This window comes from Streptomyces sp. ADI95-16 (genome assembly GCF_003721495.1).
Lineage (GTDB): Bacteria > Actinomycetota > Actinomycetes > Streptomycetales > Streptomycetaceae > Streptomyces > Streptomyces goshikiensis.
The window spans coordinates 390,458-404,633 of sequence record NZ_CP033582.1 but is presented as its reverse complement, the minus strand read 5'-3'; the positions used below and the strand labels follow the sequence as shown (position 1 = coordinate 404,633).

The window sequence follows — 14,176 nt, the reverse complement described above, 5'->3', positions numbered from 1 at the left end:
CCCGGCACCGTCACGGGTGGGGCGGCACCCGTATCCGTACCGGTATCCGTATCCGAAGGGGCATCACCATGACCTCCCGCACGCTCCGCGCCATGACCGTGCTGACCGCCGCCGCGGCCCTGTGCGCCACCGCCTCCACCACCTACGCCGTCCAGAACACCGACCGGCGCACGCCGAGGATCGTCACCGCCTGGGCACATGCCTGGAACGGCACCGACCCCCAGGCGCTCGGCGGCCTGTTCACCGCCGACGGCACCTACACCGACGAGGCCGTGGCCGTCACCTTCCGCGGCCCCCAGGAGATCGCGGGGTGGAAGGCGCGCGCCGACACCCTCATCGAAGACGTCCGCGTCACCGTCCGCGCCACCCGTGTCCAGGGCGACCGCATCACCGTCCGGGCCGTCTACTCCGGCCACCTCAAGGGCGCGCCGAAGCCGTTCGCGGTGCCCATGACCACGCTGCTCGACCTCGACGAGAACCACTGCCAGATCGCCTCCGACCGGGACCACTACAGCCTGGCCGCCGTCCTGACCCAGTCAGGCCTGCCCGCCGACTGGACCCCGCCCGCCGCCTGACCCCGGGTCCCGGCCCAAGTCCGCCGACCAGTAGGCTCGTTCCGCAACACGACGCGAAGGGGAGCTTGTGGCACGGGTTGCGGTGGTCGGTGGGGGTATCAGCGGGCTGGGGGCGGCGCTCATGCTGGGGCGCCGGGGCCACGAGGTCACGTTGTTCGAGCAGGACGCGCGGCAGGCCGGAGAGGATCTGGACCGGGACTTCTTCCGCTGGGAGCGGCCCCGGATACCGCAGGCCGTCCAGCCCCACTCGCTCCTCGCGCCCGTACGCAGCGTGCTGCGCGCCGAAACCCCCGACGTCTACGCGGACCTGCTGGCCCGCGGGGCCCGGGAGTACCACGACTTCGACTGGTTCGATGAGCACCCGCCGCACCGGGAGGGCGATGAGGAGCTGGTGACCCTGCGCACCCGCCGCATCGTGCTGGAGGCCGCCCTGGCCGCGGCCGTGCGGCGGGAGCCCGCCGTCGAGGTGCGCCGGGGCCGCCGGGTGGACGCCCTCGCGATCCGGGCGGGCCGGCCCGCCCGGGTCACCGGCGTACGGGTGGGCGGGGAGACGTTCCGGGCGGACCTCGTCGTCGACGCGGCCGGCCGTCGCTCGCCGGTTCCCGGCTGGCTGGTCGCGGCCGGCTGCCGGCCGCCCGTGGTCGACAGCCACCGGACGGGGCTCGCCTATCTGTGCCGCTGGTACCGGCCGCGCGCCGGCGGCCCGCGAGACCCCGGTCGGGTGAAGACGGGCTCGGCCTCACCGTTCGCGCTCGCCGGCGTCTTCCCGTCGGACAACGACACCTTCGCGGTGAACCTGGTGCTCTCCACGGGGGATCCGACCCGCGGCGCGCTCACCGACCCCGTCGTGTTCGAGGCCGCGGCCCGCCGGTTCCCCGCCACCGCCGCCTGGCTCGGCCTGGACCCCGAACCGCGGTCGGCCGTCCTCGCGATGGCCGGCCTGGACAACCGCTGGACCGCCCTCGCCGACGACGAGGGCCCCGTCGTCACCGGCCTGGTCAACGCCGGGGACAGCCTCATCCACACCAACCCCACCCTGGGCCACGGCGCGGCCCTCGGCCTGCGCGCCGCCCAGTACCTCGCCGGCCATGCCGACGAGATCGCCGCGGACCCCGCCGGCTACCACGCCTGGACGGCGCAGGCCCTGCGCCCGTGGTTCGACGCGCAGGTGACGGCCGACCGGGGCAACGAGCAGCGCCTCGCCGAGAGCGCACCGCCCCCGGACCGGCGGGCCGCCGCGCTGGCCGCCTGCGCCTTCGACGACCCCGTCGTCATGCGGGCCCGGGCCCACGTACGCCATCTCCTGCGGTCCGCAGACGACGCCTACGGCACCGACGAGGTGGAGCGGCACGTCACGGCCTGGCTGGCGGCCCACCCGGAGTTCGCGCCCCGGCACGACGGCCCGACCCGGGAGCAGTGGGACGCCCTCGTCCCGGGCTGAGCCGCTGCCCGCTCACGCCGTCCGGAAGGAGCCACCCATGACCGTGAACACGCCGCCATCGCCGGCTGGAGCGGGGCCGGCTGACGGGCCGTCCGTCCGGATCGGCGCGCTCGTACCGCTGACCCGGCCCGGCTGGGTCGAGGCGGGCCGGCACCTGCTCGCCGGGCTCGAACTGGCCGCGCGCGACGTCAACGAAGCCGGCGGGATCGGCGGAACGCCACTCGAACTGGTGGTCCGGGACACGGCCGCCGATCCGCAGCGGGCCGCGGCGGCCGTGGACGAGCTGGCCCGCCTGGGCGTGGCCGCCCTGGCGGGCGAGTACCACAGCGTCGTCGCCCGCGCCGCCGCCACCCGGGCGGACGCCCTCGGCCTGCCCTTCCTCTGCTCGTCGGCGGTGCTCGACGCGCTCACCGAACAGCCGACGCCCTGGGTCGCGCGGCTCGCCCCGCCGCAGTCCCACGGCTGGCGGGTCTACGCGGACTTCCTGCTCGGCGCCGGCCACAGCCGGATCGCCGTGGCCGCCGAGTCGAGCGTCTACTGGGCGTCCGGCACCCGGATCCTGCGGGACCACCTCGCGCCGCGCGGCGGCACCGTCATCGCGCTCGACACGGGCGCGCTCACCCCCGGGGCGGTCTGCGAGGCGCTCCTCGCCCATCGCGCGACCGCGCTCCTCCTGCTGGTCGGCCACCCGGATCCGGCGGTGCCGGTCGTCAAGGCCGTCCGGGGCGACCAGCGCCTCGCCGGGCTCCTGATCGGTGCTCCGGCCGGGCAACCGGAGTTCGCGCCATGGGCGGGGCTGCTGGGCGACGACGGCGCCGCCGTCCCGTTCCTGCGCTACCTGCCCGAACGCCTCGGCCCGCTCGGTGCACGCGTCGAGACGGCCCTGCGCGAGCGGCTGGGCGAGGCGCCCTCCTTCGTCGCGTTCGAGGGCTACGACACGATCGCCGTCCTCGCCGAGGCGCTGCGCTCCGGCGGCGCGGACCGGGCACGTACCGCCGAGTCCTGGCCGCGCGTCGCGGTCGAGGGCACCCGGGGGCGGATCCGGTTCTCCCGCGCGCCGGGGATCAGCGTGTGGCAGTGGGCCCGGGCGCCGATCCAGGTCGTCGACCGCGATCCCGCGGCCCCCGGGCGCTTCCGCGTCCTGCGCGCGGGCGGAGCGGGCTCGGGCGGCTCAGCCGACTGAGGGCGCGGCCACCTCCACCGCTTCGGAGCCCTCACGGCGCATCCGCTCGATCCCCCAGGCGCCGAGCGGTCCGAGCGCCTGGTTGAGCGTGCGGCCGTGGTCCGTGAGGGAGTACTCCACGCGCGGCGGCACCTCGGCGTGGACCTTCCGGTGGACGAGGCCGTCCGCCTCCATCTCCCGCAGGTGCTGCGTCAGCATCTTCTCGCTCACGCCCGGCAGACCGCGACGGAGCTCGGCGAAGCGGCGTACGCCGTGGGCATCGAGTTCCCAGAGGATCAGCCCCTTCCACTTGCCGCTCACCACGTCGAGCGCGGCGTCGATGCCGCAGATGTACGGTCCGTTCCTCGGCCCCTTGGCCATTGCCGACTCCCCTTACTGAAAGGTAAGTACCCCAGAAAATAGTGGGTACTTCCGAGACTAGCGGCGCTCTCCGAGCATGGAGGGGTGAACGCACCCCAGAACTCCACCACCAGGCAGAACAGCGCCGTCACCGTGATCGGACTCGGCCCCATGGGCCGGGCGATGACACGCGCCCTCCTCGCCGCCGGTCACCCGGTCACCGTCTGGAACCGCACCGCCGGCCGGGCCGCCGGCGTCGTGACCGACGGCGCGACGCTCGCGGCGACGCCCGGCGAGGCGGTCGAGGCGAGCGATCTCGTGATCCTCAGCCTCACCGACTACCGGGCGATGTACGACGTCCTCGGCGGCGCCACCGGATCGCTCGCCGGCCGGACGCTGGTCAACCTGAGCTCCGACACCCCCGACCGCACGCGCGAGGCGGCCGCCTGGGCGGCGGGCCACGGCGCCGCCTTCCTCACCGGAGGTGTCATGGTCCCGGCGCCGATGGTCGGCACGGAGGCGGCCCACGTCTACTACAGCGGCCGCGGCGAGGCGATGGAGCGCCACCTGACGGCCTTGGCACTGCTCGGAACACCCCGGTACCTGGGGGAGGACCCGGGTCTCGCCCAGATGATGTACCAGGCCCAACTCACGGTGTTCCTGACCACCTTGTCCGCTCTGATGCACGCCACCGCGATGCTGGGCACCGCGGGAATGAAGGCCGGCGAAGCCCTGCCGGAGCTGCTCTCCTCCGCCGACGCGATCGGCGCCATCCTGCGGGCCGGCGAACAGCACCCCGGCACCGCGCTCGACGCGGGAGAGCATCCCGGCGACCTCAGCACGGTCACCATGATGGGGGCGACGGCCGACCACATCGTCGAGACCAGCACCGCGCTCGGCCTCGACCTCGCGCTCCCGCATGCCGTGCGGGCCCACTACCGGCGCGCGATCGAGGACGGACACGGCGGCGACAACTGGACCCGCATCATCGACGGCATCCGGGGCCCGCGCCGGGCGGACCCGGCCTCGGCCGATCGGGTTCTTCCGGGGCCGGGCAGGTAGCGGGTCGCCCCCGAGCGGGTACATCGCCTCGGCCACGGGCTGACGCGCGCGGCTCACGCCGAGAGGGAATCACCCATGTGCACGCGGATCTTGTGGAACACCAACGACCGCGCCGTGCTCACCGGCCGGACGATGGACTGGCCGGAATCGACCGAGCCGGTCCTGACCGTCTTCCCCCGGGGGCTCCGGCGCGACGGCGGGATGCTGAAGGGCGCCGCCGTCGTCGGCGAGAACCCCCTGCGGTGGACGAGCGGACTCGGCAGCCTCGTGACGACGGTGTACGGCGCCGGAACGGCCGACGGCCTCAACGAGGCGGGCCTCGGGGCGCACATGCTGTACCTGGACGTCACCGACCTCGGCCCCCGCGACCCCGGCACGCCGGGCGTCCAGATCGGCCTGTGGATCCAGTACCTGCTGGACGGCGCCCGCACCGTGACGGAGGCCCTGGAGCTGCTCGACACCTGCCAGCTGGTGCCGATCGAGCTGCACGGCTTCCCGGCCACCGTGCACATCGCCCTGGAGGACGCGTCGGGAGACTCCGCGATCGTCGAGTACCTCGCGGGCGAACGGCGGGTGCACCACGACCGCGGCCACACGATCATGACGAACGCCCCCGCCTACGACGAACAGCTGCGCCTGCTGCGGGAGGAGGTGCGCACCCTGCGGGAGCTCGGCCACGACAAGCCCGGCAGTGAGGTCCCGCTGCCCGGGAACGTCAACGCGGTCGACCGCTTCCAGCGGGCCGCCTACTTCAGCGCGCTGCTGCCCGAGCCGGCGGACGACCGGCAGGCGGTCGCCGGCATCCTGGCCGTCACGCGCAACGCCTCGGTGCCCTTCGGCGCGCCGTACCGCGAGGGGAGGTTCCGGACCTACAACACCGAGTACCGCACCGTCTGCGACCTCACCAACAAGCGGTACTTCTTCGAACTGTCCACCAGTCCGAACCTCCTGTGGGCCGAGATCGGCCGCTTCGACCTGTCGCCCGGCGCCCCCGTGATGACGCTGTGTCCCGAGGGGACCGACCTCGTCGGAGACGTCTCGGACCGGTTCACGCGAGCGCCCGCCCCGTTCTGAGCGCCTCAGCGCGGTCAGCGCGGTCAGCGCGGAAGCACCCAGTCCGGCGTCCAGGTCCCGGCGTCGTCGTGGCCGGCCGCCGTGGCGGCGAGGTGGGCGCGGAGCAGGGCCAGCGCCGGGTGCGGGTTGTCGCGGTGCCACAGGAGCGAGTGCGGGTAGACGGGCGTCGGGTCGGTCACCGGGATACGGCGCAGCCCGCGGCCGGCGGGCCAGGCGGTGTCGGCGCCTCCCGGCGGTAGCCGGGGGAGGGTCAGCCCGCCCATGAAGGTGGCCAGGGCCGGGGTGTCGGCGACGGTGTCGAGGAGCGCGTCGGAGCCGAAGTTGGGGCCGGTCGCCTCGATGGTGAGACCGAACTCGGCGACGAGGTCCTCGTAGTAGGCGGCCCACTCGGTGCCGGGGACGATGCCGGGCATCCAGATCCGGTGCCCGACGAGCTCGGCGACGGTCACCGAGCCGGCACCGGCCAGCGCGTGGGCGGTGCCGGTGAGGAGCTGGAGCGGCTCGTCGAGCACCCGGACGGACTCGATGTCCTCGGGAAGGGGCCGTCCGGGCACGGCGACGGCGCGGAAGGACGCGTCGATCGCACCGGACCGGATGGCGGCGACGGCCGCCTCGATGTCGATCAGCGTCAGTACGTCGAGGTCGACCTCGGGGTGCGCGCGGTGGAAGGCGCGCATCAGGCCCGACGCCGCGCCGCGCGAGGCGATGATGTCGACGCGCAGCGGCCGGCGGCCGCCGCGCACGGACGCGACCGCGCGCTCGGCGACGCGCAGCAGCTCGCGCGCGTGGGGCAGGAAGGCCTGCCCGTCGATGGTGAGCTCGGCGCCGCGCGGGGTGCGGGTGAACAGCCGCACGCCGAGGCTGCGCTCCAGCACGGCGATGCGTTTGGAGACGGCCTGCTGGGTGACGGCAAGCTCGGCGGCGGCCTCCTGGAACTGCCCCGCGTCGGCGGCGGCGACGAAGGTCCGCACGGTGTCGAGGTCCATGCCGACAGCCTAGGGCGTGCGGCCACAACCGTTGGTTGTGGCCGGTGGCCCCGTGGTTGTTTGATCCCCGGGTGCGGCCTTGCTTTGATGCGTCCGGCTTGATGCGTCCGGAAGCGCATCGGTTGTACGGGACGGTGCGGGGCGAGGGGCGAGGGGCGTCGGGCATGAGCGGCGGGCACCGGCTGGGGCGGCGGTTCGGGTGGCTCTGGGGGGCGTACGGGACGAGCGCGCTCGGCACGTGGCTGGCCTTCGGGGCGTTTCCGCTGATCGCCATCCAGGTGCTGCACTCCGGGCCGGCCGAGGTCGCCGCGCTCTCCTGCGCGGGCGCCGCGGTGGGCGCGGTCGTGGCGGTGCCGCTCGGCCCGTGGGTGGAGTTCCGCCGCAAGCGGCCGGTGCTGATCGCGATGGACCTGGTGCGGTGCGCGGCGCTGCTGACGGTCCCCGTCGCGTTCGCGCTCGGCGTGCTCACCTTCGTTCAGCTCCTGCTGGTCTCGGTCGTCGTCGCTGCGGCCGACATCACCTTCCGCGCCGCCTCCGGCGCGTACCTGAAGACGCTGCTGCCGGCCGGGGAGCTGCTCGTGGCGAACGCCCGGTTCGAGTCCACCGCCTGGACGACCACGATCATCGGACCGCCGCTGGGCGGCGCAGCGATCGGGTTCCTCGGCCCGGTGGCGACGGTGGTGGCCGACGCGGTCAGCTACCTGCTCTCGGCCCTGGGCATCCGCGCGATGGGCGGGCCGGAGCCGCGGCCCGAGCGCCGGGAGGCCGCGCGGCTGCGGGCCGGGGACCTGCTCGACGGGTGGCGCTACGTCCTCGCCGACGCGACGCTGCGCCCGCTGCTCTTCAACACCGCCCTGTTCAACGGGCTGGTGATGGCCGCCGGGCCGCTGCTGGCCGTCCTGATGCTCGGCCGGCTCGGGTTCGCGCCGTGGCAGTACGGACTCGCCTTCGCCGTGCCCTCGATCGGCGGGCTGCTCGGTTCGCGGCTGGCCCGGCCGCTCGTCACCCGGTTCGGGCAGCGCGAGGTCCTGGTCGGGGCCGGGGCGCTGCGCGCGCTCTGGCCCGTCGGCCTGGCGTTCCTGGGGCCGGGCACCGGGGGGCTGCTGCTGGTGATGGGGGTCGAGTTCGGGCTGATCCTGTGCTGCGGGGTCTTCAACCCCGTCTGCGCCACCTACCGCCTGGAGCGCACCCCGGCCGACCGGGTCGCCCGCACGCTGTCCGCCTGGGCGGTGACGACCAAGGCCGGGACCGCGCTCCTGACGGCCGTCTGGGGCGTGCTCGGCGCGCTGCTCGGCCCGCGTACGGCCATCGGCCTGGCCGGCGTGTTCCTGCTGGCGACCCCGCTGCTGCTCCCCCGCCGCGCGGCGGCGCGCGACACCGAGCCGGAGCCGGGGCCCGGGCCGGAGCCCGGGCCGGAGCCTGCGCCGAACCGTGTCTGACGGGCCCCGAGGGCGACGGCCGCGGCCTCAGCCCCGGGCGGCGACCGCCGCCTCAAGGAAGGTCCAGCCGTCGACCTTGGCTTCCCGGCGCTCCTGGGGGTCCCAGCCGCGGGCGATCGCCGTGTCGAGCAGGAACCGTACGGTGCCCGGTTCGTGCAGGTTCAGGGCTCCGGCGGCGACGGCGCCGACCTCCCCCGACCCCGTGGTGAAACCCGAGACGTACCGGCCGGGGCCCTCGTCGAAGACGAAGCGCAGCAGACCGCCGGTGCCCGAGGGGTGGGTGTGCAGGGTGAGGGTTTTGCGGCAGCCGCCGTCGTCCGGCACGTGGTGGCCGTGGCGGACGGTCCACAGGTAGGTGCGCCCGTCGGCGACGAGCCGGCGGGCCTTCTTCGAGGAGCGGGGCATGTGGCCGAGCGTACGCGGCCCGGCGGGACGGTCCCCAGGGGTTTACTCGCCGCCGGGGCCGGGGGACGCCGCCCCGGCTACGGTGCCCCCATGACTGATCACGTGATCGTGCTGACCACCGTCGACTCGCAGGACGCCGCGCGGAGGCTGTCGCGCTCGGCCGTGGAGGCGAACCTGGCCGCCTCGGGCCAGGTGACCGGCCCCATCGACACCACCTACCGGCACCTCGGCGAGGTCCGCGAGGGCACCGAGTGGCAGGTGACGTTCCGTACCGCCCAGGACCGGCGCGTTTCCCTGGAGGAGCACCTGGTGGCCGAGCACCCCTACGACTCCCCCGAGGTCCTCACCTTCGGCATCGACGCCGGCCGGGCCGAGCACCTGGCCTGGATCACCCGATCCACCCGCTGAGGGCTCCGCCATACCGTCCCTGACCTGCGGGTTCGCTCTCACGAGATGCGGCTGGACGGGCCTCGGCGGAGAATCTTGCGTTGGAGATCGTTCGGCAGCGTCGCCGCGGCCTCCGCTTCTCCGTCGGAAGAAGGAAGGTACTCCATGGCTTCCGGATCCATACGACGCAGCACCCTCACCTGCGCATCCTCGCTCCTGCTGCTCCTGGGCACCGTGGGCACCGCTTCGGCGGCTGTCGCCACGCCGCCCGCACAGGGCACGCGGGCCGTACTGCCACTGGCGTCCGACCCGGGCAAGATCCTCGAATTGGTGAACGAGGCCCGCAAGGCGGCTGGTTGCCAGCCCCTGACGGTGGACCCGAAGCTCACCGCCGCGGCCCAGGAGTACGCGAACGACTCGACCACCAGCCACACGGGGTCGGACGGTTCGTCCATCCAGGACCGCCTGAAGAAGGCCGGGGCGACGTTCAACGCCTCAGCGGAGAACATCGCCTGGGGCTCCGTCCCCGAGAAGAAGCACGTGGACGACTGGCTCGCCAGCGCTGTCCACTCGGGCAACATCAAGAACTGCAGCTACACGAAGACGGGCGTCGCCGTGGCCGGCGACAGGATCGTCCAGGTGTTCACGGACTGACCGAGGCCACCGCTCCCCGCACACCCCTCACGGGGTGTGCGGGCTCGCGGCCGTCGGGCCGTAGTGGCCCAGGTAGTCGCGCAGGGGCGGATCCAGTTCCGCCGGGCCACCGCCGTGGACCGCGTGCCATATGCGGTTCTCGGCCCAGAACCGGTACGCGAACTCCTCGAAAGCCGGCGCGCACCAGCGGATCTCCGCCCGCAGCTCCGCCGCTCCGTGCGCCGCGCCGCCCTCGCGGCCGCGCTCGTACTCGTACGCGAAGTCGACCGGGGACCAGACGACGCACGTCTCGCCCGAGGGCCGCAGGCACAGGTACCAGTGGACGCAGTCCTGCTGGTCCCGCAGGAACCGTACGAGGAAGGTGCCGGGCTCGCCGGGGCAGGGCAGCGGTTCCGAGACGCTCGTCCAGCAGGCCGTCACCGACACCTCGTCCAGCGCGTGGTGCGTCCGCTCCCCCGCCTGGAAGGCGATGAACTCCGCGGGCAGCGCCAGCCCGTGGGCCGCGAGCGCGCCGTCGAGCGCCGCCAGCGCCGCGCTCCGCTCCGGCGACGCGGCACCCGGTCCCCCGAGCCAGGCGAAATCGCCGGTGAACCGGGCGGAGTCCAGGGGTGGCAGGCTCTCGTAGGCGTAGTACTCGTAGGTGTACTCGCACGGCCGGTGCTCGCCCAGGTCGGTCGCGCACCACCCCGCCTCGAAGCCGGCTCCGGGCTCGGTGGTCACAGGTCGCTCGGCAAGCATCGGATCCCCCGTCGGTCTCGCACGTGATGTTCGGGAACCAGCATCACAGCCGGCACTGACAATCGGGCGCGCGCCGGTGTGGGGCCGCCGCCCCGCCGGTAGCGTGACGACAACCGGGAAGAGGAGGGGACATGACGCGACGCGAGACCGCGGCGGAGGTGTTCGACGCGCTGGGCGCGCGGTACGAGGACCTGTTCGGGCGGGTGCCCGAGCAGATGGCGGCCCTGGACTGGATCGCGGAGCGGCTGCCCGCCGGCGCCCGGGTGCTGGACGTGGGCAGCGGCACCGGCCGGCCCACGGCCGAGGCGCTCGCCGGGGCCGGGCACGCCGTGACCGGCATCGACGTATCGGCGGCCATGGTCGAGACGGCCCGCACCCTGGTGCCGGGCGCGCGCTTCGAGCAGGCCGACGTCCGCACGTACGTACCGCGGGAGGCGGGCGGTTTCGACGCCGTGTGCTCCTTCTTCCCGCTCCTGGTGATGGACCAGCCGGAGATCGAGGCGGCCCTCGACCGGATGGCGTCGTGGGTCGCGCCGGGCGGGTACCTGGTGCTGGCCACGGTGCCGGGGGACATCCGCGGTCTGGACATCGAGTGGATGGGCCACCCGGTCACGGTCAGCAGCCTGTCCGTGGACCAGCACCTGCGCCGGCTGACGGAGGCGGGCCTGGAGGTGCTGCACCACCACACCTCGACCTTCGTTCCCGCCGATCCCCTCGCGGGCCCGGAGGAGCACTTCTTCTGTTACGCGACGCGACGAACCGCGTGACGGTGCCGGAGCCGGCCTGATCCGAAGGACAGGCCCTAACGGCCCTTGGCCGGGGCGGGGTTCCACTCGTACACGCGTGGCACCGTACCGCCCGTGGCCACCAGGAGGCCGCCGGCCGGTGTGAACCCGACGGCCTTGACGACGGAGTCGACCAGCAGGTCCTCGCCGCTGCGTTCTCCCGTCCCCGCGTCCCACCGGGTGACCCTGCCGCCCGAGGTACCGGTCAGCAGGTGGCGGCCGTCCGGGGAGAACCGCAGGGCGTACACCGGGTCGCGGCGGTCGGCGTCCAGCCTCCATACCTGGCGCCGGGCCCGTACGTCCCAGATCCGGACGGTGCGCTCGATGGCGGCGGTGGCGAGCAGCGCGCCGTCGGGCGAGAAGACGATGGTGTGGACCGGCGCCGTGTGGCCGACGAGGGGTTCGCCGTCGGGGCGCCCGGTGTCGACGTCCCACATCCGCATGTCCCCGCCGCGGTAGCTCCCGGCCACGAACGTCCGGCCGTCGGGGGAGAACGCGGTCGCCTCGACCGTGCCGAACGTGTGCCGCAGGGTTCGTACGGACTTGCGCGTGCCCGGGTTCCACAGCTTGACCGGGCTCGCGGCCGGGGCGACCGCGAGCAGGTCGCCCCGTGGGGAGTACGCCAGGCCGGACACCACCGCCAGGCGGCTCACCTGGAGCGGCTCACCCAGGGGCCGCTGGGTGGCGGTGTCCCACAGGTGCAGCTTCTTCGGCGCGTACATCGCCGGGCCGACCCTCATCTCCGTGGCGGTGACGAGCACTCTGCCGTCCGGGGAGAAGACGGCGTGGGTGACCTGCCGTCCGAAGGTCCGCCACTGGGCGTCGGTCAGGGCCGCGCCGGTGGGCCGGGGGTGCGTCATGTCCCACAGGAGCGCGGTCGGCCGCTTCGCGCCGAAGGTGGCCAGCGCCTTCCCGTCCGGCGTGAATTCCGCGAACCGGATCTGCCCGGTGTGGCCTCCGTGGAGCGGGCGGGTGGCTCGCGGGGCCGGGGCCGGCGCCGCAACCGCCGGGGCGTCCTGCGGGGGTGGGGCGGGGCGCTCCTCGACGGGACCGGCCGGCGGGTCCGGGAGGCAGAGGACGAGGTGGCGTCGCAGGGCGGCGTAGGTCAGGTGCTCGCGCGTGTCGGGGCGGATGATCCCGTTGTGGTCGCCAGGGAGAACGGAGACGTCCGGGAAGACGTCCTGGGCCGACGCCGGCGGGACGATGTTGTCCGTCTGTCCCGCGAACACGGCGAAGGGGACGGGGCAGGTCCGCTCGGTGACCTCGGTGGCACGCACGATGTCACGCATGACGACCCGGCGGGCTTCCGTGATCTCCTCGTTGAGCGGCCGCAGGTCCCGTTCCTGCGGATTGCCCCTGAGCAGTCCCCGCCGGAACGCCGCCCCCCACTGGGTACCGCTGTTGGGGCAGGCGAAGAGCACCACACGGTGGATCCGGGCCAGGTCCTTGCCCCGGCCCTCGCCGAGCATCCGGGCCAGGCAGTACTGGATGACCAGCCCGCCCTGGCTGTGGCCCACCAGGGCCAGCCGCCGGTGTCCCGAGGTCTGCGAGTCGAGGAACTCCTTCAGCATGTCGGCGACGACCCTGAGCGTGGGGATGCGGCGCCGGGGGTCCGGCTGCCACAGCCGGGACTCGTAGTCGAAGAGGAGGGGGTCGACGCGCTCCAGCGCGGGGTCTCCGGCGATCAGCGAGGTGATCGGGTTCCAGGTCTCGGACGAGGACAGGAACCCGTGCACGAACACCACACCGAGCCGTCCCTCGTCCGCCTCAGCCCCCACCCGGCCCCCCAGCCCGCCCGACGTCACCTCACGCCCCCGTTCACTACCCCGGCCGCAAGGGGCGCAACCCGGGGGCGGCGGTGTGGGTCAGGTGGTCGTGGCCGGGTGTGCGGGGAGGGTGTGCGACCACGACACGGGGAGGGCGGCGACGCCCCTGAGCATGGCGCCGGGGCGGCGCTCCACGGAGTCGGGGTCGGTGTCCAGGGTGAGGTCCGGCAGCCGCCGCAGGAGGGTCGCCAGGGCGATGCGTCCTTCGAGGCGGGCCAGCGGCGCGCCCAGGCAGTGGTGGATGCCGTGCCCGAAGGCGAGGTGGCCGCGGGCGGGGCGCCGGATGTCGAAGCGGTCGGGGTCGGGGAAGTGGGCGGGGTCCCGGGAGGCCGAGGCGAGGGAGAGCATCAGGCTGTCGCCGGCCGGGATGCGGACTCCGGCGATCTCCACGGGTTCGGCGGCGTGCCGGAAGGCCGCGGCGGTGACGGGCCCGTCGTGGCGGAGCATCTCCTCGACCGCGCCGGCCAGGAGGCCCGGGTCGGCGCGCAGGGCGGCGAGCTGGTCGGGGTGGCGCAGCAGGCTGAGCACGCCGCCGGAGATCAGGTTGACGGTGGTCTCGTGTCCCGCGACGAGCAGGAGGAAGGCCATCCCGAGCAGTTCCTCGGGGGACAGCCCCTCCTCGCCCGCGGGCGCCAGGACCAGGGCGCTCATCAGATCCGTACCCGGATCGAGGGCCTTGGCGGTGATGAGCGAGCCGAAGTAGGCGGTCATCTCGGCGCCGGCGGCGGCGACTGCGGCGGGTGAGGACGGTGCCACGAGCTCGGCCGACCAGGTGTGGAAGAGGTGCTGGTCCCCGGCGGGCACTCCGAGCAGCTCGCATATGACGGTCAGCGGCAGCGGGAGGGCGTAGCCGGCGACCAGGTCGAAGCCGCCGGCCGGCGGGAGGGCGTCGAGGAGCGCGTCGGCGATCCGCTGGACGCGGGGCCGCAGCGCTTCCACCCGTCCTGCGGTGAACTCGCGGGCGACCAGGGCGCGCAGCCGGGTGTGCCGGGGCGCGTCGGTCTGGAGCATGTTGAGGCCGATGGCGTGTCCGCCGTCGCTCTCCCAGGTCGCGGAGTGCCGGACGTCGTTGCGCAGCCGCTGGTCCGTCAGCGCCGCGCGCACCTCGTCCCGTCCGAGGACGAGCCAGACGTCACCGGTTCCGGGTACGTGGACGCGGTGCACGCGGCCGCGCTCGCGGAGCGCCGCGAGGGCGGGGTGGGGGTCGGCGGTCAGGTCGCTTCCCGCTGGGGCGAGTTCCTCAAGGGTCGGTGCAGGCACGGCGGTTCCTCCCTCACGACAA

The 14,176-nt window shown here is 74.2% G+C and carries 15 protein-coding genes; 9 read left to right on the top strand and 6 right to left on the bottom strand.

The window, feature by feature from the left end:
* The first annotated feature begins 68 nt into the window (after positions 1-68).
* The 3 genes from EES41_RS38730 to EES41_RS38720 all read left to right on the top strand — a co-directional run bounded on the left by EES41_RS38730 (position 69) and on the right by EES41_RS38720 (position 3,199).
* A complete protein-coding gene (locus EES41_RS38730) occupies positions 69-575 on the top strand; it encodes a nuclear transport factor 2 family protein (RefSeq protein ID WP_123083212.1) in 507 nt (168 codons plus the stop codon).
* Between the two features lie 67 nt (positions 576-642).
* The gene (locus EES41_RS38725; RefSeq protein ID WP_123083211.1) at positions 643-2,016 is read left to right on the top strand and encodes an FAD-dependent oxidoreductase; all 1,374 of its coding nucleotides are present in this window, start codon (positions 643-645) and stop codon (positions 2,014-2,016) included.
* Positions 2,017-2,059: 43 nt separating this feature from the next.
* Positions 2,060-3,199: an ABC transporter substrate-binding protein gene (locus tag EES41_RS38720; RefSeq protein ID WP_123083424.1), complete on the top strand. Its 1,140-nt coding sequence runs from the start codon at positions 2,060-2,062 to the stop codon at positions 3,197-3,199.
* On the opposite strand, the gene EES41_RS38715 is transcribed toward EES41_RS38720, so the two are convergent.
* Positions 3,188-3,559, bottom strand: coding sequence for a helix-turn-helix domain-containing protein (locus EES41_RS38715; RefSeq protein WP_123083210.1), 372 nt, complete (start codon positions 3,557-3,559; stop codon positions 3,188-3,190). The genes EES41_RS38720 and EES41_RS38715 overlap by 12 nt on opposite strands.
* Before the next feature lie 84 nt (positions 3,560-3,643).
* Here EES41_RS38715 and EES41_RS38710 point away from each other — a divergent pair, with 84 nt between their 5' ends.
* Both EES41_RS38710 and EES41_RS38705 read left to right on the top strand, forming a co-directional pair.
* Positions 3,644-4,600 (top strand): NAD(P)-dependent oxidoreductase, encoded by a 957-nt coding sequence (locus EES41_RS38710; protein ID WP_123083209.1) that lies wholly within the window; start codon positions 3,644-3,646, stop codon positions 4,598-4,600.
* Between the two features lie 75 nt (positions 4,601-4,675).
* Positions 4,676-5,674, top strand: a complete 999-nt coding sequence (locus EES41_RS38705; RefSeq protein ID WP_123083208.1) for a linear amide C-N hydrolase — start codon at positions 4,676-4,678, stop codon at positions 5,672-5,674.
* A 23-nt stretch (positions 5,675-5,697) separates the two neighbouring features.
* Here the strand turns inward: EES41_RS38705 and EES41_RS38700 are convergent, their stop codons facing one another.
* The gene (locus tag EES41_RS38700) at positions 5,698-6,660 is read right to left on the bottom strand and encodes a LysR family transcriptional regulator (RefSeq protein WP_123083207.1); all 963 of its coding nucleotides are present in this window, start codon (positions 6,658-6,660) and stop codon (positions 5,698-5,700) included.
* A 164-nt stretch (positions 6,661-6,824) separates the two neighbouring features.
* On the opposite strand from EES41_RS38700, the gene EES41_RS38695 reads away from it, so the two are divergent.
* Positions 6,825-8,099, top strand: coding sequence for an MFS transporter (locus EES41_RS38695; protein ID WP_123083206.1), 1,275 nt, complete (start codon positions 6,825-6,827; stop codon positions 8,097-8,099).
* Positions 8,100-8,126: 27 nt separating this feature from the next.
* On the opposite strand, the gene EES41_RS38690 is transcribed toward EES41_RS38695, so the two are convergent.
* Positions 8,127-8,504: a hypothetical protein gene (locus EES41_RS38690; protein ID WP_123083205.1), complete on the bottom strand. Its 378-nt coding sequence runs from the start codon at positions 8,502-8,504 to the stop codon at positions 8,127-8,129.
* Between the two features lie 90 nt (positions 8,505-8,594).
* Here EES41_RS38690 and cutA point away from each other — a divergent pair, with 90 nt between their 5' ends.
* Complete coding sequence (gene cutA, locus EES41_RS38685) at positions 8,595-8,912, top strand: divalent-cation tolerance protein CutA (protein WP_008741290.1); 318 nt, start codon at positions 8,595-8,597, stop codon at positions 8,910-8,912.
* 144 nt (positions 8,913-9,056) lie between these two features.
* Positions 9,057-9,545: a CAP domain-containing protein gene (locus EES41_RS38680; protein ID WP_164496200.1), complete on the top strand. Its 489-nt coding sequence runs from the start codon at positions 9,057-9,059 to the stop codon at positions 9,543-9,545.
* Between the two features lie 27 nt (positions 9,546-9,572).
* On the opposite strand, the gene EES41_RS38675 is transcribed toward EES41_RS38680, so the two are convergent.
* Positions 9,573-10,265 (bottom strand): hypothetical protein, encoded by a 693-nt coding sequence (locus tag EES41_RS38675; RefSeq protein ID WP_254211882.1) that lies wholly within the window; start codon positions 10,263-10,265, stop codon positions 9,573-9,575.
* 149 nt (positions 10,266-10,414) lie between these two features.
* Between EES41_RS38675 and EES41_RS38670 the strand changes: the two genes are divergently transcribed.
* Entirely contained in the window at positions 10,415-11,050 is a 636-nt protein-coding gene (locus EES41_RS38670) for a bifunctional 2-polyprenyl-6-hydroxyphenol methylase/3-demethylubiquinol 3-O-methyltransferase UbiG (protein ID WP_123083202.1), read from the top strand.
* 35 nt (positions 11,051-11,085) lie between these two features.
* Here EES41_RS38670 and EES41_RS38665 read toward each other — a convergent pair whose 3' ends face one another.
* Positions 11,086-12,846, bottom strand: coding sequence for an alpha/beta fold hydrolase (locus tag EES41_RS38665; RefSeq protein WP_164496199.1), 1,761 nt, complete (start codon positions 12,844-12,846; stop codon positions 11,086-11,088).
* 87 nt (positions 12,847-12,933) lie between these two features.
* A complete protein-coding gene (locus tag EES41_RS38660) occupies positions 12,934-14,154 on the bottom strand; it encodes a cytochrome P450 (RefSeq protein WP_123083200.1) in 1,221 nt (406 codons plus the stop codon).
* Between the last annotated feature and the right edge of the window lie 22 nt (positions 14,155-14,176).

Bases quoted from the DNA above. Each gene is read 5' to 3' on its own strand.
- EES41_RS38705 (WP_123083208.1), top strand. From the start codon at position 4,676: ATGTGCACGCGGATCTTGTGGAACACCAACGACCGCGCCGTGCTCACC.
- EES41_RS38700 (WP_123083207.1), bottom strand. From the start codon at position 6,660: ATGGACCTCGACACCGTGCGGACCTTCGTCGCCGCCGCCGACGCGGGG.
- EES41_RS38680 (WP_164496200.1), top strand. From the start codon at position 9,057: ATGGCTTCCGGATCCATACGACGCAGCACCCTCACCTGCGCATCCTCG.
- EES41_RS38715 (WP_123083210.1), bottom strand. From the start codon at position 3,559: ATGGCCAAGGGGCCGAGGAACGGACCGTACATCTGCGGCATCGACGCC.
- EES41_RS38690 (WP_123083205.1), bottom strand. From the start codon at position 8,504: ATGCCCCGCTCCTCGAAGAAGGCCCGCCGGCTCGTCGCCGACGGGCGC.
- EES41_RS38730 (WP_123083212.1), top strand. From the start codon at position 69: ATGACCTCCCGCACGCTCCGCGCCATGACCGTGCTGACCGCCGCCGCG.
- EES41_RS38695 (WP_123083206.1), top strand. From the start codon at position 6,825: ATGAGCGGCGGGCACCGGCTGGGGCGGCGGTTCGGGTGGCTCTGGGGG.
- EES41_RS38670 (WP_123083202.1), top strand. From the start codon at position 10,415: ATGACGCGACGCGAGACCGCGGCGGAGGTGTTCGACGCGCTGGGCGCG.
- cutA (WP_008741290.1), top strand. From the start codon at position 8,595: ATGACTGATCACGTGATCGTGCTGACCACCGTCGACTCGCAGGACGCC.